The 17,964-nt window shown below is 69.8% G+C and carries 17 protein-coding genes; 13 read left to right on the top strand and 4 right to left on the bottom strand.

The features are described 5' to 3' along the window. Positions 1 to 30: 30 nt before the first annotated feature. Together A5728_RS04925 and A5728_RS04920 are read left to right on the top strand one after the other, a co-directional pair. Complete coding sequence (locus tag A5728_RS04925; RefSeq protein WP_064845971.1) at positions 31 to 1,857, top strand: proline--tRNA ligase; 1,827 nt, start codon at positions 31 to 33, stop codon at positions 1,855 to 1,857. A 21-nt stretch (positions 1,858 to 1,878) separates the two neighbouring features. Next, complete coding sequence (locus tag A5728_RS04920) at positions 1,879 to 2,685, top strand: TSUP family transporter (protein ID WP_064845970.1); 807 nt, start codon at positions 1,879 to 1,881, stop codon at positions 2,683 to 2,685. 19 nt (positions 2,686 to 2,704) lie between these two features. On the opposite strand, the gene A5728_RS04915 is transcribed toward A5728_RS04920, so the two are convergent. Then, positions 2,705 to 3,715 (bottom strand): hypothetical protein, encoded by a 1,011-nt coding sequence (locus tag A5728_RS04915; RefSeq protein WP_156523386.1) that lies wholly within the window; start codon positions 3,713 to 3,715, stop codon positions 2,705 to 2,707. Positions 3,716 to 3,811: 96 nt separating this feature from the next. Here A5728_RS04915 and rimP point away from each other — a divergent pair, with 96 nt between their 5' ends. The 9 genes from rimP (at position 3,812) to A5728_RS04870 (ending at position 12,745) form a co-directional block, all read left to right on the top strand. Then, positions 3,812 to 4,303: a ribosome maturation factor RimP gene (gene rimP, locus A5728_RS04910; protein ID WP_064845968.1), complete on the top strand. Its 492-nt coding sequence runs from the start codon at positions 3,812 to 3,814 to the stop codon at positions 4,301 to 4,303. A gap of 146 nt (positions 4,304 to 4,449) precedes the next feature. Beyond that, positions 4,450 to 5,427, top strand: coding sequence for a transcription termination factor NusA (gene nusA, locus A5728_RS04905; protein WP_064845967.1), 978 nt, complete (start codon positions 4,450 to 4,452; stop codon positions 5,425 to 5,427). A gap of 125 nt (positions 5,428 to 5,552) precedes the next feature. Then, positions 5,553 to 5,885, top strand: coding sequence for a YlxR family protein (locus tag A5728_RS04900; RefSeq protein ID WP_064845966.1), 333 nt, complete (start codon positions 5,553 to 5,555; stop codon positions 5,883 to 5,885). A gap of 116 nt (positions 5,886 to 6,001) precedes the next feature. Then, positions 6,002 to 8,920 (top strand): translation initiation factor IF-2, encoded by a 2,919-nt coding sequence (infB, locus tag A5728_RS04895; RefSeq protein ID WP_064845965.1) that lies wholly within the window; start codon positions 6,002 to 6,004, stop codon positions 8,918 to 8,920. Positions 8,921 to 9,137: 217 nt separating this feature from the next. Next, on the top strand, positions 9,138 to 9,593 hold the full coding sequence (gene rbfA, locus A5728_RS04890; RefSeq protein ID WP_064845964.1) for a 30S ribosome-binding factor RbfA: 456 nt from the start codon (positions 9,138 to 9,140) through the stop codon (positions 9,591 to 9,593). A gap of 4 nt (positions 9,594 to 9,597) precedes the next feature. Next, the gene (truB, locus tag A5728_RS04885) at positions 9,598 to 10,800 is read left to right on the top strand and encodes a tRNA pseudouridine(55) synthase TruB (RefSeq protein WP_231885513.1); all 1,203 of its coding nucleotides are present in this window, start codon (positions 9,598 to 9,600) and stop codon (positions 10,798 to 10,800) included. Then, positions 10,800 to 11,171 carry a hypothetical protein gene (locus tag A5728_RS04880; protein ID WP_035963481.1) on the top strand — a complete coding sequence of 124 codons (372 nt, stop codon included), beginning with the start codon at positions 10,800 to 10,802 and terminating at the stop codon, positions 11,169 to 11,171. The genes truB and A5728_RS04880 overlap by 1 nt, the downstream gene beginning before the upstream one ends. A 41-nt stretch (positions 11,172 to 11,212) precedes the next feature. Continuing rightward, positions 11,213 to 11,683, top strand: coding sequence for a hypothetical protein (locus tag A5728_RS04875; protein WP_193519683.1), 471 nt, complete (start codon positions 11,213 to 11,215; stop codon positions 11,681 to 11,683). 48 nt (positions 11,684 to 11,731) lie between these two features. Beyond that, on the top strand, positions 11,732 to 12,745 hold the full coding sequence (locus A5728_RS04870) for a bifunctional riboflavin kinase/FAD synthetase (protein WP_064845963.1): 1,014 nt from the start codon (positions 11,732 to 11,734) through the stop codon (positions 12,743 to 12,745). 19 nt (positions 12,746 to 12,764) lie between these two features. Here A5728_RS04870 and A5728_RS04865 read toward each other — a convergent pair whose 3' ends face one another. From A5728_RS04865 to A5728_RS04855, 3 genes are read right to left on the bottom strand one after another with little or no spacing between them, the layout of a single operon-like run. Continuing rightward, on the bottom strand, positions 12,765 to 13,637 hold the full coding sequence (locus A5728_RS04865) for an aldo/keto reductase (protein WP_064845962.1): 873 nt from the start codon (positions 13,635 to 13,637) through the stop codon (positions 12,765 to 12,767). Further along, a complete protein-coding gene (locus A5728_RS04860) occupies positions 13,630 to 14,406 on the bottom strand; it encodes a 5'-methylthioadenosine/adenosylhomocysteine nucleosidase (protein ID WP_231885512.1) in 777 nt (258 codons plus the stop codon). Before A5728_RS04860 ends, A5728_RS04865 begins: the two co-directional genes overlap by 8 nt. Next, entirely contained in the window at positions 14,403 to 14,861 is a 459-nt protein-coding gene (locus tag A5728_RS04855) for an S-ribosylhomocysteine lyase (RefSeq protein WP_035963447.1), read from the bottom strand. Before A5728_RS04855 ends, A5728_RS04860 begins: the two co-directional genes overlap by 4 nt. Before the next feature lie 326 nt (positions 14,862 to 15,187). Here A5728_RS04855 and rpsO point away from each other — a divergent pair, with 326 nt between their 5' ends. Then, positions 15,188 to 15,457: a 30S ribosomal protein S15 gene (gene rpsO / locus A5728_RS04850; protein ID WP_035963435.1), complete on the top strand. Its 270-nt coding sequence runs from the start codon at positions 15,188 to 15,190 to the stop codon at positions 15,455 to 15,457. A 245-nt stretch (positions 15,458 to 15,702) separates the two neighbouring features. Then, positions 15,703 to 17,961 (top strand): polyribonucleotide nucleotidyltransferase, encoded by a 2,259-nt coding sequence (locus tag A5728_RS04845; RefSeq protein ID WP_064845961.1) that lies wholly within the window; start codon positions 15,703 to 15,705, stop codon positions 17,959 to 17,961. The last annotated feature ends 3 nt before the right edge of the window (positions 17,962 to 17,964 follow it).

The raw sequence follows: 17,964 nt of genomic DNA, 5'->3' as shown, positions 1-17,964 counted from the left end.
GATCCCTTCACGGGTGGATAGGATCCCTTCATGCCCCTTCGCCTGAGTTCCTTGTTCCTGCGCACGCTGCGCGAAGACCCCGTGGACGCAGACGTGGACAGCCACAAGCTCCTGGTGCGCGCCGGGTACATCCGCCGCGCGGCGCCCGGGATCTACACGTGGTTGCCCCTGGGGCTGAACGTCCTGGGGAAGGTCGAGCGGATCGTGCGCGAGGAGATGAACGCGATCGGCGCCCAGGAGGTGCACTTCCCGGCGCTGTTGCCGCGCGAACCCTACGAGGCCACCAACCGCTGGACCGAGTACGGTGAGAACCTCTTCCGGCTGCAGGACCGCAAGGGCGCGGACTACCTGCTCGCGCCCACGCACGAGGAGATGTTCACGCTGCTCGTGAAGGATCTTTACTCGTCCTACAAGGACCTCCCGGTCTCGCTGTACCAGATCCAGACCAAGTACCGGGACGAAGCCCGCCCCCGCGCGGGTCTGCTGCGCGGGCGGGAGTTCATCATGAAGGACTCCTACTCGTTCGACATCGACGACGCGGGGTTGGACGAGTCCTACGCTAAGCACCGCGCGGCGTACGTGCGGATCTTCGAACGCCTCGGCCTGCCGGTCGTGGCCGTGTCCGCGACCTCGGGGGCCATGGGCGGATCCCGGTCCGAGGAGTTCATGCACCCCTCGTCCGTGGGTGAGGACACCTTCGTGCGCTCGGCTGGAGGCTACGCCGCGAACGTGGAAGCCGTGACGACGGTGGTCCCGGAACCGATCGACTACGCGGACGCTCCTGCGGCCCACGTGCACCGTACCCCCGCGAGCCCCACGATCGAGACGCTTGTGGAGCGCTCCAACGAGTTGCACCCCCGCGAAGGCGAGCCGTGGACCGCCGCGGACACGCTCAAGAACGTCGTGCTGTCCGTCTCGTTGCCCGGTGGTAAGCGTCAGCTCGTGGCCGTGGGCGTTCCCGGGGACCGCGACGTGGACCTCAAGCGCGTGGAAGCCGGGATCGGTGAGGCCCTCGGACAGGGCGGTGAACTCGAGGTCGCCGCCGCGACCGAGGACGAGCTGCGTGCCGTGCCCGAACTCGTCAAGGGCTACATCGGTCCGGGTCTGAGCCGCGACGACGCCCTGCTCGGTTCCGAGTCCCGCACGGGCATCCCGTACTTCGTGGACCCCCGCGTGGTGCCGGGCACCTCGTGGATCACCGGCGCGAACGTGGCCGAGACCCACGTCTACCACCTGGTCGCCGAGCGCGACTTCTCGTGGGACGGCACCCTCGAGGCCTGCACGGTGCGTGACGGGGACCCCGCACCGGACGGTTCCGGGCCCCTCGAGATCGCGCGTGGCATGGAGATGGGCCACGTCTTCCAGCTCGGGCGCAAGTACGCCGATGCCCTCGGGCTCAGGGTGCTGGACAGCAACGGCAAGCTCGTGACCGTGACCATGGGCTCCTACGGTGTGGGCGTGACCCGCGCGCTCGCGGCCGTGGCGGAGTTCTACCACGACGACAAGGGCCTGTTGTGGCCGCGCGACCTCAGCCCCGCGGACGTCCACGTGGTCGCCACGGGCAAGGGCACGGAGGTGCTCGAGGCCGCGGAGGAGATCGTCGCGCACCTCGAGGACGCCGGGATCAGCGTCCTGTTCGACGATCGTCCCAAGGTCTCCCCGGGTGTGAAGTTCGGCGACGCCGAGCTGCTGGGCGTACCCACCGTGCTCGTGGTGGGCCGCGGGCTCAAGGACGGGATGCTCGAGCTCAAGGACCGCCGCAGCGGGCAGTCCCGGGACATCGCGCGCGAGGACGTGGTTGCCGAACTCACCGCCGAACTGCGCGGATCGGATACCCCCGCGGACGACACCCTGTAGTCCTGGCCCGGGTGTTCCGTCATGGACCTGTCCTCCCTCGCGGGCTCCGGTCTGGACTCCGCCGCCTCCGGCTTCGTCGTGCTGCTGGTGCTCACGGGTTTCGCCGCGGGGTTCATCGACGCCGTGGTGGGCGGTGGAGGGTTGCTCCAACTGCCCGTGATGCTGCTGATCCCGGGCATCACACCGGTCCAGGCGCTCGCGACGAACAAGATGGGCTCGGTCTTCGGCACGACCACGTCCGCGGTGACGTTCTACCGTCGCGTCCACCCGGACCTGCGCACCGCGCTGCCCATGGCCGTCGTGGCCCTCGTCGCGTCGGGGGCGGGTGCGGCCGTGGCCGCCGCACTCCCGGCCGCGGTGTTCAAGCCGATCATCGTGCTCGCGCTGATCGCCGTGCTCGTGTTCACGGTGGCCAAGCCGTCCATGGGTCAGCTGACCGCGCTGCGACACACCGGCGCGCGGCACTACGGACTGGCTGTCGCGCTGGGCGCCCTGATCGGTTTCTACGACGGCGTCATGGGCCCGGGAACGGGGTCGTTCCTGATCATCGGGCTCGTATCGTTACTGGGCTACAGCTTCCTCGCGGCGAGCGCGAAGGCCAAGATCGTCAACCTGGCCACGAACATCGGCGCCATCGCGGTCTTCGCCGCGCACGGTTCCGTCCTGTGGGGGCTGGGTCTCGTGCTCGGGCTCAGCAACATGGCCGGGGGTTACCTCGGCGCACGCACCGCGGTGGCCCGGGGCAGCGCGTTCATCCGCGTGGTCTTCTTTACAGTGGTCACGGTGTTGATCGCCAAGCTCGGGTGGGACGTCCTCACGGGTCGCTGACCGGCGCGTGCGCCGCGCGTCAGTCCCTCCCCGGCAGGGCGGGCACCGGGTGTTCGGGGTCCAGGCGCTGCGCTGCGACGGCCGTCTCCAGCAGCGCCGTGAGCAGCCAGTCCCGGTCCTCGGGCGACGACGCCCCCACGGCGGACACGAGGGCGGCGCTCGCCTCGCGCAGTGCCCCGCCCACCGCTCGGGTGGGGTCCTCCGCGAAGCCGGCGGGCAGGACGTGACCGCCCGCGACGGGTGCGGGATCGCACGACAACATCGGAGTCAACGCCGGCTCACGCAGCGTGGCATCGAGCGTGTCCGTGACCGCGTCCATGGTGCCCCTCTGTGCGGCGTCGGCCGGGATCCGCGCAGCGGCCGCCTCGGCGGTGAACCGCGCACGGTCCAGGGCCGTGACCGCGGCGAGCTGCGCAGGTTCGCACGACGACGCCGCGTCGTCGTCGGTGTCCTCGCCGTCCCCTTCCTTGGTGGCTACTTTCGATGCCGCTCCGCTGCCAGGGCCGTCACCGTCCCGTTCCCCTGCGGATCCGTCCGACGTTGCGGGGGAACCGGCCCCCGAACCCGCCTCGCTCTCTTCTGTTCGGCGTGCGGTGGGGTCCGCGCCAGCCGGTGGTGGCTCCGCCGCCCACCACGACGCCGCGACGCTCGCGGCGGTGGCCGCCAGCTCCCCGTTCGGCGAGGTCCTGGCGACGTCCTCGAGCCATGCTGCGGCGTCGGCCAGTGAACTCGGCGGGGCCCCGGTACCGCGTGCCTCGAGGTGGCGGGCCTGGGAGGGAGTTGCCGCCGGACCGAACGCGGCCTCCTGATCCGCCAGGACGGCGTCGGGAAGGACCGAGGGATCGGGGTGCAGGTCCGTGCGCACGGAGGCGACGGTCGCGCGCGCGCCGAGGCGTGCGGCGTCGTCGTCGGACAACGAACGCCAACGAGCCCACGAACCCGCGGCGAGCACGAGCACCAGGGCCAGGGTGAGCGCCTCGGCCAGGACGCGCCAGGCGCGGGCGGGAGGTGCGGGCGGGCGAGAACTCACGAATTCCTCCGGGGGACGGGTCTGTTCCATGATAGGGAGCAGCACGCAGGACGAACGCGGCGCGGTGACCCCGCGAGCCGCACGAGGAGGACGGACATGACGACAATGGACGAGGCGCGCATCCGCGCGAGCGTGGAACCGGTGGTCGAGGCCGCCGGGCTCTTCCTGGAACAGTGCGAGTTCACGGGCCAGGGCGGGAACCGAACGCTACGCGTGCTCGTGGACCTGCCGGACGGTACGGACTCGCTGAGCCTGGACCGCGTGGCGGAGGTGGCGCGGCAGGTCTCCGACGCCCTGGACCGTGACGACCCCGTGCCCGGCCCGCCCTACGAACTCGAGGTGTCCTCGCCGGGGGCCACGCGCGACCTGGAGACGCCGCGGCACTGGCGGCGCAGCGTGGGTCACCTCGTGCGGATCCGGCCCGCGGAGGGGGAGCGCTACTCGGCGCGGCTGCTCGAGGCGCACGAGGACCACGCCGTGGTCCAGCGCTGGCACCAACCCAAGAAGGGAATGCCGGTGAAGTACCTGGACCCCGAGCGCGTGGCCTACGCGGACGTGCGCGGTGCCAAGGTGGAGGTGGAGATCTGACGTCCCCGCGGGGATGTACGATAGCCGGAAGAACACGAGACAGACCCATGCAGCAGCGCTCCGCACCCCGCGTGCGGCGCGCTGTTTGGTTCCCGGCCCCGAACACGGTGCGGAACCCCCGCGTGGTGCGAAGGAAGGCCGGACACATGGACATCGACATGAGCACCCTGCGCTTGCTGGAACGCGAGCGCGACATCCCCGTGGACGTGCTGATCCCCACGATCGAACAGGCCCTGCTGCTCGCGTACATGCGCTCGCCCGGGGCCATCAACGGCGCCCGTGCCGAGGTCGATCGTCGCAGTGGACACGTGACCATCTGGGCTCCCGAGCTGGACGAGAACGACGAGCGGGTGGGCGAGTTCGATGACACCCCGTCCGGTTTCGGACGTATCGCCGCCGCGACCGCGCGCCAGGTCATCCTGCAGAAGCTGCGCGACGTCGAGGACGACAACGTCCTGGGTCACTTCAAGGGCCGTGAGGGGGAACTCGTCTCCGGTCAGATCCAGCAGGGCAACAACCCCAAGATGGTCCAGGTGAACCTGGGCACCGTGGAGGGACTGCTGCCGCCGCACGAGCAGGTCCCCGGGGAGCGCTACGAGCACGGTCAGCGGATCCGCGCGTTCGTCGTGGAGGCCAAGCGCGGGTTCAAGGGCCCGTCCATCACGCTGTCCCGCTCCCACCCGGATCTGGTGCGCCGACTGTTCGAGATGGAGGTCCCCGAGATCGCGGACGGTTCCGTGGAGATCGTGACCCTGGCGCGCGAGGCCGGGCACCGCACCAAGATGGCCGTGGCCGCCAAGCGCCCCGGGGCCAACGCCAAGGGTGCGTGCATCGGTGACATGGGTTCGCGCGTGCGCGCGGTGATGAACGAGCTCGGAGACGAGAAGATCGACATCATCGACTACTCGGACGATCCCGCCCGGTTCATTGGCAACGCCCTGTCCCCGGCGCGGGTGTCCCGGGTGAACGTGCTGGACGAGGGTGCCCGCTCCGCGCGCGCCGTCGTCCCGGACGCCCAGCTGTCCCTCGCGATCGGCAAGGAGGGGCAGAACGCCCGCCTGGCCGCGCGGCTCACGGGGTGGCGCATCGACATCGTCCCCGAATCCCGCGCGACGGATCGCTGAACAACCCCAGGATTCGGGGGAATCCGGCGCGGCGCGCTAGACTTTGCTCTGATCAGGTCGACCATCGTCCTTCCGCGCGGTTCCGTGCCGCCTGAAAACCGGACGACGGGTCATGAGGAGCGGGGATGAGCGTCAACAGTCTTCGTACCTGTGTGGGGTGCCGAGAGGTGAGCCCCCCTGATCAACTCGTCCGCGTGACGATGGAGGACACACCGCAGGGCCCCCGGGTCGTGGCGGATCTTCACCGCCGAGCGGGAGGCCGAGGAGCCTGGGTGCACGCCACCCGGCAGTGCGTTGCCACCGCGGTGCGCAAACGGGCGTTCCATCGCTCGTTCCGTACCGCCGTGACCACGGACGACCTCGAGCAACAGCTGCGCGTCCTCCTGCCGGTGCAGGAGGACGAACACCAGGAAAGCGAGTCAGAAGCCCATGGAAAACCAATGAGTGCCGGCCGATGAGTGCCTTCGAGTACTCAACCCGCGGCCACGCGGGACGCACGTGTGCGTCCGGTGGCCACGTCAACGGAAAATAAGCGGTTCGTACCTGTTTCGGTGCGGACCGAGACAGGAGAACAGTGGCCAAGCCCCGTGTCCACGAGCTCGCCAAAGAGCTCGGAATCACGTCCAAGGAAGCTATTTCCAAACTTCAGGAACTCGGCGAATTCGTTCGCGGAGCGTCCTCCACGGTGGAACCGCCCGTGGCCAAGAAACTGCGTTCGGCGTACCCCGCCGGCGGCGATTCCGCCGCCCAGTCCAAGAATTCCGCCGGGGGCAACTCCGGCAAGCCCGCGCAGCAGGGCGCCAGGAAGCCCGCGGAGAAGTCCTCCGCGCCCAAGCCCGGGGGCAGGGTCCAGTCCAAGCCCGCCGGTTCCGACGCCGCGGCCAAGCCCGCTGCCGGATTCGCCGCGCCGACCCCGGGTGCCCCCAAGGCCCCCGCGAAGCCGGTGTCCGAGCACCAAGCCTCCGAGACCCCGGTCGCGAAGCCCGCTGCCTCCAAGCCCGCCGCCTCCGACTCGGCCACGCCGCGCAGTGCGGCGACCCCGGGCCCCCGTGCCAACGTTCCCAAGCCCGGTAGTGCCAAGCCGGGTCAGTCCGCACCGCGTCCGGGGAACAACCCGTTCGCGTCCCAGCAGGGCATGGGCCGCGGTTCCGACGGTGGTCAGCGTGCGCCGCGCCCCGGCCAGCAGCGCTCGGCCAAGCCCGGAGCACCGCGTCCGGGGAACAACCCGTTCGCGTCCCAGCAGGGGATGCGTTCGAGCAATGCCGGTCAGGGCGGACCCCGTCCCGGCGGTCCCCGTCCGGGTGGCCCTCGTCCCGCTCAGGCGGGCCAGGGTGGCCCGCGTCCCGGTGCGCCCCGTACGGGTGCACCGCGAACGGGTCAGGGCGGCCCCCGTCCCGGTGGGCCCCGCCCCTCGCCGAACATGATGCCCGGTCACACCACGGGTGTGGCCCCGATCGGTAGCCGCCCGGCACCCGGTGGGGGACCCCGCCGCGGTGGTGGCGCCGGCGGTGGTGGTACCGGTGGCGGCGGTGGTTTCCGCGGCCGCGGTGGCCGCGGTGGCACGCAAGGTGCCTTCGGCCGCGGTGGTGCCCGCGGCAAGCACCGCAAGTCGAAGCGGGCGAAGCGCCAGGAGCTCGAGCAGATGAGCGCACCCGCCGTCGGCGGCGTGTCGGTTCCCCACGGCGACGGCAGCACTGTGGTGCGGCTGCGCCGCGGTGCCTCGCTCATGGACTTCGCGGAGAAGATCAACGCGAACCCGGCGTCGCTCGTGACCGTGCTCATCCACCTGGGTGAGATGGCCACGCAGACCCAGTCCCTGGACGAGGACACCTTCCAGCTGCTGGGTGCCGAGCTCGGCTACCAGATCCAGGTGGTCTCCCCGGAGGACGAGGAGCGCGAGCTGCTCGAGTCCTTCGACATCGACCTCGAGGCGGAACTGGAGGCTGAGGGCGAGGACGTCCTGGCACCGCGCCCGCCGGTGGTCACTGTCATGGGTCACGTGGACCACGGTAAGACCCGCCTGCTGGACGCGATCCGTAACACCAAGGTGATCGAGGGTGAGGCCGGCGGCATTACCCAGCACATCGGTGCGTACCAGATCTCCACCGAGGTGGACGGTCAGGAACGGCTCATCACGTTCATCGACACCCCGGGTCACGAGGCGTTCACCGCGATGCGTGCCCGTGGTGCGCAGGTCACGGACATCGCCGTGCTCGTGGTCGCCGCGGACGACGGCGTGATGCCGCAGACCGTCGAGGCACTCAACCACGCCCAGGCGGCGAACGTGCCGATCGTGGTGGCCGTGAACAAGGTCGACAAGCCGGACGCCAACCCGGAGAAGATCCGCGGTCAGCTCACCGAGTACGGCCTGGTGCCCGAGGAGTACGGCGGCGACACCATGTTCGTGGACGTCTCCGCCCGCGAGAACCTGCACATCGACGACTTGCTGGACGCCATCGTGCTCACGGCGGACGGCGCTCTGGAACTGCAGGCGAACCCGGACAAGAACGCCCGCGGCGTCGCCATCGAAGCCAACCTGGACAAGGGCCGCGGCGCGGTGTGCACCGTGCTGGTCCAGTCCGGCACCCTCACCGTGGGCGATTCGATCGTGGCCGGTGCCGCGTACGGTCGCGTGCGTGCCATGTTCGACGAGATGGGCCGCACCGTGGAGGCGGCGCTGCCGTCCCGCCCGGTGCAGGTGCTGGGTCTGTCCTCCGTGCCGCGCGCGGGTGACACGTTCCTGGCCACCCAGGAGGAGCGCACCGCGCGTCAGATCGCTGAGAAGCGTGAGGCCGCGGACCGCAATGCCCAACTCGCCAAGCGCCGCAAGCGGATCACGCTCGAGTCCTTCGACGAGGCCGTGGCCGAGGGCAAGATCGATACCCTCAACCTCATCATCAAGGGTGACGTGTCCGGTGCCGTGGAGGCGCTTGAGGACTCGCTGCTCAAGATCGACGTGGGCGAAGAGGTCCAGCTGCGGGTCATCCACCGCGGCGTGGGCGCGATCACCCAGAACGACGTCAACCTGGCCACGGTGGACAACGCCGTGATCATCGGCTTCAACGTTCGTCCCGCCGAGCGCGTGACGGACCTGGCCGAGCGCGAGGGCGTGGAGATGAAGTTCTACTCCGTGATCTACAACGCGATCGACGACGTCGAGAGCGCGCTCAAGGGCATGCTCAAGCCGGAGTACGAGGAGGTGGAGCTCGGTACCGCCGAGATCCGCGAGGTCTTCCGCTCGTCCAAGTGGGGCAACATCGCCGGTGCGTACATCACCAAGGGTGTGGTGCGCCGCAACGGCAAGGCCCGCCTGGTGCGCGACGGCAACGTGGTGCAGGACAACCTCACCATCGATTCGCTGCGCCGGTTCAAGGACGACGCCACCGAGGTGCGCGAGGGTTACGAGTGCGGTATCGGACTCGGTTCCTTCAACGACATCCGCGAGGGTGACCTCATCGAGACCTGGGAGATGCGCGAGAAGCCGCGCGACTGACGGGTCCCCGCGGCCGGTGCCCTCACGCGAGCGCACCGGCCGCGACCACGTGACAGCGGGTCCGGGTGCCCGTGTGATTCCCACGAGATCACGCGGGCACTCCGCCCGCACCGCGATCCGTTCCGTGACGGGCGGATCGCACCGGGTGACGCGTCACGGCGCACCACCCCCGCACAGTGCAACGCCCCGGCGTTGCCCGGACACGAGGAGTACCACCATGGCCGACGCCGCCCGCGCCGCTCGACTGGCCGATCGCATCAAGGTGATCGTGGCCCAGGCGCTCGAACGCAGGATCAAGGACCCCCGGGTGGGTTTCGTGACCGTCACGGACGCCCGGGTCACCAACGACCTGCAGCATGCGACCGTGTACTACACCGTTTACGGGGACGAGACGCAGCGTCAGGAGACCGCGCGGGCCCTGGAGTCCGCCAAGGGCATCCTGCGCTCCGAGGTGGGTAGGAACATCACCGCGCGCCTGACCCCCACGCTCACCTTCGTCGCGGACGAGATCCCCGCGGACGCCGCACGTCTCGAGTCGCTGCTGCGCACCGCGCGTGAGAAGGACGCCCAGGTGGCTGAACAGGCCCAGGGCGCTCAGTACGCCGCGGGGGATGACGCCTACCGCACGTCCGACGCGGATGACGAAGCCCCCGAGAGTCGGTCGCGGGACTGACCCGGTGACCGATCGCCAGCAGATCCCGAGCCCGGCACCCTCGCTCCCGAGGGTGGCCGGGCTCGTCGTCGTGGACAAACCGCTCGGCTGGACCTCGCACGACGTCGTCTCACGCATGCGCCGCCTCGCGGGGACCCGCAAGGTGGGTCACGCGGGCACGCTGGACCCCGCGGCGTCGGGCGTGCTGGTCGTGGGGGTCGAGAAGGCCACCAAGCTGCTGACCTACGTCACGGGCACGGACAAGACGTACCGGGCGAGCATCCGCCTGGGTGCCGCGACCGTGACCGACGACGCCGAGGGGGACGTCACGAGCACGGCCGCGCCCGAGCGGCTTGCCGCGCTCACCGATGACGCCGTCCTGGCCGCGGTCGCCGAGCTGACCGGTGACATCCAGCAGGTCCCGTCCGCGGTCAGCGCGATCAAGGTGGACGGGCAGCGCTCGTACGCCCGCGTGCGCAAGGGCGAGGACGTGGAGCTGCCCGCGCGACCGGTCACCGTCCACGAGTTCACGGTGCACGGGATCTCCCGCGAGCCGACCGACGCTGAGCCCACCGCGGTGGATGTCGATGCGACCGTGACGTGCTCCTCCGGGACGTACATCCGCGCCCTCGCGCGCGACCTCGGGGAGGCCCTGGGCGTGGGCGGGCACCTCACGGCGCTGAGGCGCACGCGCGTGGGGTCGTTCACGCTCGAGCAGTCGCACACGCTCGACGAGCTCACGGAGCAGGTGCGCGCCGGCGGCACGGTCTCGACGCTGCCGATCGACGACGCCGCCCGCGGGCTGTTTCCCGTGCGCGAGCTCGCCGCCCGGGAGGCTACGGACCTGTCGCACGGGCGCAGGATCGCCGCGACGCAGGTTCATCCTGGCGGCGCTTCGCAGGTCGACGGCGCCGCGTCTCGTTCCGGGGCAGGCGCCGGCGACACCGCATCCGCCGGCGACGCCGCGGCGTCGGGCTCCGAGGGGCGCGAGGGATCCCGGGCGGAGCTGCCCGTCGCATGCTTCGCACCGGACGGGACACTCGTGGCCCTCGCCGAGGACCGTGGCCCCGCCGACCGCCGGTACACGACGTCGGTGCTCGGGATCGCGGCGGGGGTGACGTTCACGGCTGCCGCGGCGCCAGATGATACAGGCGTGAAAAAACCCGGGGCGGGTGACCCCGGAGCGGGACAGGACGGAACCAAGCGAACGGAACGGACGCACGACTGATGCTGTGGGGTTATGACGGGTGGTTCTGGGCATCGGTGGTCCTGGGTGCGCTCTCGTGCGTGATCTGCCTCGTGCAGGCCGCGCGCGGCCGTGCGCCGGACGACTTCTCCCAGGGTTCCGTGCTCGTGCTCGAGGCGTTCCTGCTGGTCTACGCGGTGGGCTCAGTGTTCCTGCCCGTGCTGGGTCCGGATCCCTCCGGGAGCCTGCTCGAGTACTGGGGCTACTTGCTCACGGCGCTGCTGATCCCCGCGGGGACGTTCGTGTGGTCCCTCGTGGAACGCTCGCGGTGGTCCACCCTCATCCTGGCCGCCGCCGGTCCCGTGGTGGCCGTGATGGTCTACCGCATGAACTTCATCTACTACTACCAGTGACGCCGCAGCGGCCGGGACGGGCCGCCGGGGGAAGGACGAGCATGGCTGAGCCCTCACGCACCACGCTGCAGAACCGTTTCGGGCGGTCAGGGCCCCGCGCGGGATCCGACCGGAAGAACTCGGGGTTCGGGCGGCTGCTGATCGTGGTGTACGCCGTCTTCTCGCTCTCCGCGGGGGTGCGCTCGCTCTACCAGCTCGCCACCGAGTTCTCCGTGGCCCCGCTCGCGATCATCCTGTCCACGATCTCCGCCGCGATCTACGTCCTGGCGACGATCGCCTTGGCCAAGTCCGGTCCGGGCTGGCACAGGGTCGCCACGGTGGCCGTGGTCGTGGAGCTCGTGGGTGTGCTGGGCGTGGGCCTGCTCAGTGTCCTGGAACCGCAGTTGTTCCCCAAGGCGAGCGTGTGGTCCCACTTCGGTGCCGGCTACGGCTACGTGCCGCTCGTGCTCCCGATCGTGGGGCTCGTGTGGTTGTGGCTGACACGGCCCTCCCGGCGGAGCGGTAGGCTCTAGACGTCGCCCGCACACACCCTGACCACGCAGAAGACATCGAGGAGAACAGTGATTCGCTGGAGAAGCCTGGACGAGGTCACCCCGGGATTCGGTCCCTCCGTGGTGAGCATCGGCAACTTCGACGGTGTCCACCGCGGTCATCAACACGTGTTCGCGCGGCTGCTCGAGACCTCCCGGCGTCTCGAGGCCCGCTCCGTGGTCGTGACCTTCGATCCGCACCCGGCTCTCGTGCACCGGCCCGAATCTCACCCCGGACTCATCATGGGTCTCGAGGACAAGCTCGACGCCCTTGAGGCCACAGGCGTGGACGCCGTCCTCGTGCTGCCGTACAGCCTCGAGTTCTCCGGGCTGAGCCCCGAGGAGTTCGTGGTCGACTACCTCGTGAAACCACTGGGCGCGGTGTGTCTCGTGATCGGGTCGGACGTCCGACTCGGGCGTGACAACACGGGGGACCTGCCGGTGATCAGGGAGCTCGGCCGTGAACACGGCTTCGAGGTCGAGGTCGTGGACGACGTCGCGGGTCTGGTCCCCGAGGACACGGATGCACTCAACGGTCTGGTGGGCTGGAGCGACGACCGTCGCTGCTCGTCCACGTGGGTGCGCTCGTGCCTCGAGGCGGGGGACATCCGCGGTGCTGCCAAACTGCTCGGCCGGCACCACCGCATGCGCGGGGAAGTGGTGCACGGGGCCGCACGCGGGCGTGAACTGGGCTTCCCCACGGCCAACCTGGCACCCGAGGCCACGGGGTTCATCCCGGCGGATGGGGTCTACGCGGGCTGGCTCGTGGACCAGGACGGCACCCGCTGGCCCACGGCGATCTCCGTGGGGTCGAATCCCACGTTCGACGGTGTGAACCGCCAGGTCGAGGCCCACGTGATCGACCGCCCGGACGAGGCCGTGGAGGACTTCGACCTCTACGGGCAGACCGTGGTGGTCGAATTCGTGGAACGCCTGCGCGGGATGGTGGCCTACCGGGGGATCGACGCGCTCGTGTCCCAGATGCGCGACGACGTGAATCGGTCCCGCGACATCCTGCGGGAACAGGCGCGCGGGACCGACTGAGCTCACCCGGTGGGGCTGATCACATCTCCTCGTGCACGGAGGGGTCGAACCCCGAACCGCTGATGCCGGTGTGCAGCATGCGCACCCGTTCCATCTGCTCGTCCGTGAGTTCCCACTCGAACACGTCGATGTTCTCCGCCATGCGCTCGGTGTTCGAGGACTTGGGGATCGCCACGATGCTCGACTGCACGTGCCAGCGCAGCGCCACCTGGGCCGGGGTGCGTCCCACCTTGCGTGCGATCTCCACGAGCCACGGGTCCTGCAGGAGGTCCGTCTTGCGCCCCAGCGGGGACCACGCCTCGGTGAGGATCTTGTGCTCCTCGTGGAACGCCCGCAGGGTCTCTTGCTGGTACTGCGGGTGCAGCTCCACTTGGTTGACCACGGGCATCTCCCCGGTCTCCCGCTCCAGGCGCAGGAGGTGCTCGGGCAGGAAGTTGGAGACACCGATCGAGCGGATGAGGCCCTCGTCGCGCGCGGCCATCATGGCGCGCCACGTGTCCACGTACCGGTCCACGCTGGGGTTGGGCCAATGGATCAGGTAGAGGTCCAGGTAGTCCGTGCCGAGCCGTTCGAGCGTGCCCTCGAGCGACCGCCGCACGCTGTCCGTACCGTGATCCCGGCCCGGGAGCTTGGACGTGAGGAACAGGTCCGAGCGGGGGATGTCGCAATAGCGCACACCGAGGCCCACGCCGCGTTCGTTGCCGTAGTTCACCGCGGTGTCGATGAGCCGGTAGCCGCGCCACACGGCCTCGGGGATCAGGGCCTCGGCCTCGGCGTCGTCCATGGGGTACGTGCCGAACCCCAGCTGGGGGATCTCGTGACCGTCGCGCAGCACGTGCTTGGCGACGTCCGGGGCGGCGTCCTTCAGGTCCTTGGTCTTGTCGTCACTCATGCGTTCCTCGTTCTTCTCGACGTGTGGGTGGCTGGACGGGCGGGAGCCCGCCGAGCAGTTCGGTCACGGCCTGGGCACTGATCCGGGCCACGATGTCCAGTTCCATGTGGAACTGCTGGTCCGCGGCGGGACCGCACAGGTCCGAGATCGCGCGCACGGCCAGGAAGGGCACGCCACGGTCGTGGCACACGTGCGCGAGCGCCGTGGTCTCCATGTCCGTGCTCAGGGCTTCGGGGAACACCTCGCGGGTCGCCCCCACGTTGCGCGCCGTGACGAACGCACCGCCCGAGAGCATCGTCCCGCGCCACGCGGCGTAGCCCTCTGCGGCCACGAGGCTGCTCGCGGCCGTCACGAGCTCCGACGACGCCGCGAAGGCCGGGGGCATCCCGGGCACCTGTCCCGGTTCGTACCCGAAGGCGGTCGCGTCCGCGTCCGCGTAGCGGAACTCGGTGCCGATCACCAGGTCACCCACGTTGACGTCCGCGCGCAGGCCCCCGGCGGAACCGGCGGAGATCACGGCGCTCGGTTCGAACCGCTCCAGCATCACGCTCAGGGTCGACGCGGCATTGACCAATCCGATCCCGGTACGCACCACGAGCACGGGGCGCCCCGCGGCCTCGACGGCGTACAGCTCGGCACCGCCGATCACGTGGGGGTTCTCGCAGCGGGAGTCGGCGTCCGCGAGGAACGGTTCGGCCTCCTCCGCCATGGCGACCACGACGGCCGGTGCGCCCACGCACGCGGCGAACCGTGCGGCGTCGTCCGTCACCGCGTGACCTCGTCCCAGTGCTCGCGCTCGGCCAGGAATCCGCGCACCGCATCCTGGGCGGCCTCGAGGCTGTGGTTGGCGCCCCAGCCGCACTGCACCTCGTTCGCGGCCGGGACTTCGTCCGCCTCGAGGATGTCCCGGAAGGTGCGCTCGAGCAGGCGCTCGAACTCCTCGGTCTCCACTCCCAGCATGAGCGCGTAGAAACCGGTCTGGCAGCCCATGGGGGAGAAGTCGATCAGGGCGTCCGTGTGATTGCGCATGTGCTCCGCGGTGAGGTGCTCGATCGAGTGTACCGCCGGCATCTCCAGGTGCGCCTGGTTGGGCTGGGTGAAGCGGACGTCGTACTTCACGAGGGTGTCACCACCCGGCAGTTCCTTCCGATCCGCGATCCGCACGTAGGGGGCGGCCACGCTGCGGTGGTCCAGGTTGAATGATTCGACGTTCATCTTCTGCATGCCCCCATTGTTCCAGGTCGGTCCCGCTTCGCACGTCCGGGGCGCTCCCGCGGGGCGGCGACGTCGCTCCCGTTGGACGGCGCTGGCCCTCCCGCGGGGCGGCGACAGCGCTGCCGCACCGTGTGGGTGCGGGGCCCTGCAGCGGTGCGCCGCGCCGTCGTCCGCCGAGTGGTGACGGTCCTTACGGTGCCCCGGCGGAGGATCGGTTAGGATGGACGCTGGTCTGACTGCGGTCCGTGGCGGTCCGACCCCGGGAGCTCGCTCCCGGACCCCGGGCGAGAATCTCGCGCACCGGGCGGTCACGGTACTGACTCGAGGAGTTACACATGGCCCTGGATGCCACGATCAAGAACCAGATCATCACCGAGTACGCGACGCACGAGGGTGACACCGGTTCGCCCGAGGTGCAGATCGCGGTGCTGTCCCGTCGGATCTCCGATCTGACCGAGCACCTGAAGATGCACAAGCACGACCACCACACCCGCCGTGGCCTCATGGCCCTGGTGGGACGGCGTCGTCGCATGCTGGACTACCTGCGTCGCACCGACATCGCCCGCTACCGTGCGCTCATCGAGCGCCTCGGCCTGCGCAAGTGATGTGACCGGTTCCCCGTGCCCCTGTCGGAGCGCGGGGAACCGCCGCAACCGGCGCTGTTCGTGACGAACACCGCCACCCGGACCGCGTGTCCGGACAGTCCAACGAGAAATCACGTCATGGCGTGACCGCGCTGCATGTCGCGGTCCTCGACAGTGGCCTTCGCAACGCTCACGCGCTGCGAGCGCCTCGATCGAAGACCGGTGTGTCGCGCGGATCGCGCACCACGAAGAAACGGAGGTGACCCTTGGAGGGTCCCGAAATCCAGAGTGCAGAAGCCGTCATCGACAACGGCTCGTACGGCAAGCGCGTCGTGCGCTTCGAAACCGGCCGACTCGCCCGCCAGGCCGCGGGTTCGGCCATGGTCTACATCGACGAAGAGACCTCCATGCTCTCGGCCACGGCCGTGGGCAAGCACCCGCGGGAGGGCTTCGACTTCTTCCCGCTCACGGTGGACGTCGAGGAGCGGATGTACGCCGCAGGTCGCATCCCCGGTTCGTTCTTCCGCCGTGAGGGTCGCCCGTCCACGGACGCGATCCTCACGTGCCGTCTGATCGACCGCCCGCTGCGCCCCGCGTTCGGCAAGGGCCTGCGCAACGAGGTGCAGGTGGTCGTGACCGTCACGTCCATCGCCCCGGACGAGATCTACAACACCGTGGCGATCAACGCCGCGTCCATGTCCACGACCCTGTCCGGGCTGCCCTTCCAGGGCCCCGTGGGCGGCGTGCGCATGGCGCTCATGGCCCAGGAGAACGGTTCCCATCAGTGGATCGCGTTCCCCAAGCACTCGCAGCTGGAGAACGCCGTGTTCGACATGGCCGTGGCCGGCCGCGTGGTGAGCACCAAGGACGGCGGCTCGGACGTCGCGATCATGATGGTCGAGGCCGAGGCCACCGACAACGCCTGGGAGCTCATCAAGGGCCAGGGCGCGGTCGCACCGACCGAGGAGCTCGTGGCCGAGGGCCTCGAGGCCGCCAAGCCGTTCATCAAGGCCCTGTGCGACGCCCAGGCGGATCTCGCCTCCCGCACCGCCAAGCCCGAGCTGGACCTGCCTCGCTTCGGCGGGTACGGGGACGACGCCGCCGAGGCCGTCAAGGACTTCGTGGGCGAGCGCATGGCGGAGGTCTACTCGATCGCCGGCAAGCAGGAGCGCGAGGCCGCGACCGACGAACTGCACCAGTCCACGCTGTCCGAGCTCACGGGCGAGGGCAAGGCCTTCGAGGGCCGCGCGGACGAGGTCAACGGTGCCTACCAGGCCCTGACCAAGCAGACCGTGCGCCAGCGCATCCTCAAGGACAAGGTGCGCATCGACGGCCGCGGTCTCACGGACATCCGTCAGCTCAGCGCCGAGGTGGACGTGCTCCCGCGCGTGCACGGTTCCGCGCTGTTCGAGCGCGGAGAGACCCAGATCATGGGTGTCACCACGCTGAACATGCTCAAGCTGGAGCAGCAGATCGACTCGCTGGCCCCGGTCAAGCACAAGCGTTACATCCACCACTACAACTTCCCCCCGTACTCCACGGGTGAGACCGGCCGCGTGGGTTCGCCCAAGCGCCGCGAGATCGGTCACGGCGCGCTCGCCGAGCGTGCGATCACGCCCGTGCTGCCCTCTCGGGAGGAGTTCCCGTACGCGATCCGTCAGGTCTCCGAAGCGCTGGGATCCAACGGCTCCACGTCCATGGGTTCCGTGTGCGCGTCCACGCTGTCGCTGTACAACGCCGGTGTGCCGCTGCGCGCTCCCGTGGCCGGTATCGCCATGGGCCTGGTCTCCGACACCGTCAACGGCGAGGTCCAGTACGCGGCCCTGACCGACATCCTCGGTGCGGAGGACGCGCTGGGTGATATGGACTTCAAGGTCGCCGGTACGTCCGAGTTCGTGACCGCGATCCAGCTGGACACCAAGCTGGACGGTATCCCCGCCTCGGTCCTGGCCTCGGCCCTGACCCAGGCGCGCGAGGCCCGGCTCTACATCCTGGACGTGCTGACCTCCGCGATCGACGCCCCGGACGAGATGAGCGAGTTCGCGCCGCGCGTGATCTCGGTGAACGTGCCCGTGTCCAAGATCGGTGAGGTGATCGGCCCCAAGGGCAAGATGATCAACCAGATCCAGGAGGACACCGGCACCGACATCTCCATCGAGGACGACGGCACCGTGTACATCGGCGCCACGGATGGCCCCTCCGCGGAGGCCGCGCGCTCGGCGATCAACGCGATCGCCAACCCGCAGGTCCCCGAGGTGGGCGAGCGCTACCTGGGCACCGTGGTCAAGACCACCACGTTCGGTGCGTTCGTGTCCCTGACCCCGGGCAAGGATGGTCTGCTCCACATCTCCGAGATGCGCAAGCTCAACGACAACAAGCGCGTCAACGAGGTCGACGACGTCGTGTCCGTGGGCCAGAAGGTCCAGGTGGAGATCACCAAGGTGGACGACCGCGGCAAGCTGTCCCTCGCGCCCGTCGTGGCCGAGTCCGAGGCCCCGGCCGAGTCCTCCGACGACGAGAACTGAGCA

Origin of the sequence: Kocuria sp. ICS0012 (assembly GCF_001665945.1) — a bacterium.
Taxonomy (GTDB): Bacteria; Actinomycetota; Actinomycetes; order Actinomycetales; family Micrococcaceae; genus Kocuria; species Kocuria marina.
This window is presented reverse-complemented; position numbering and strand designations above follow the sequence as displayed.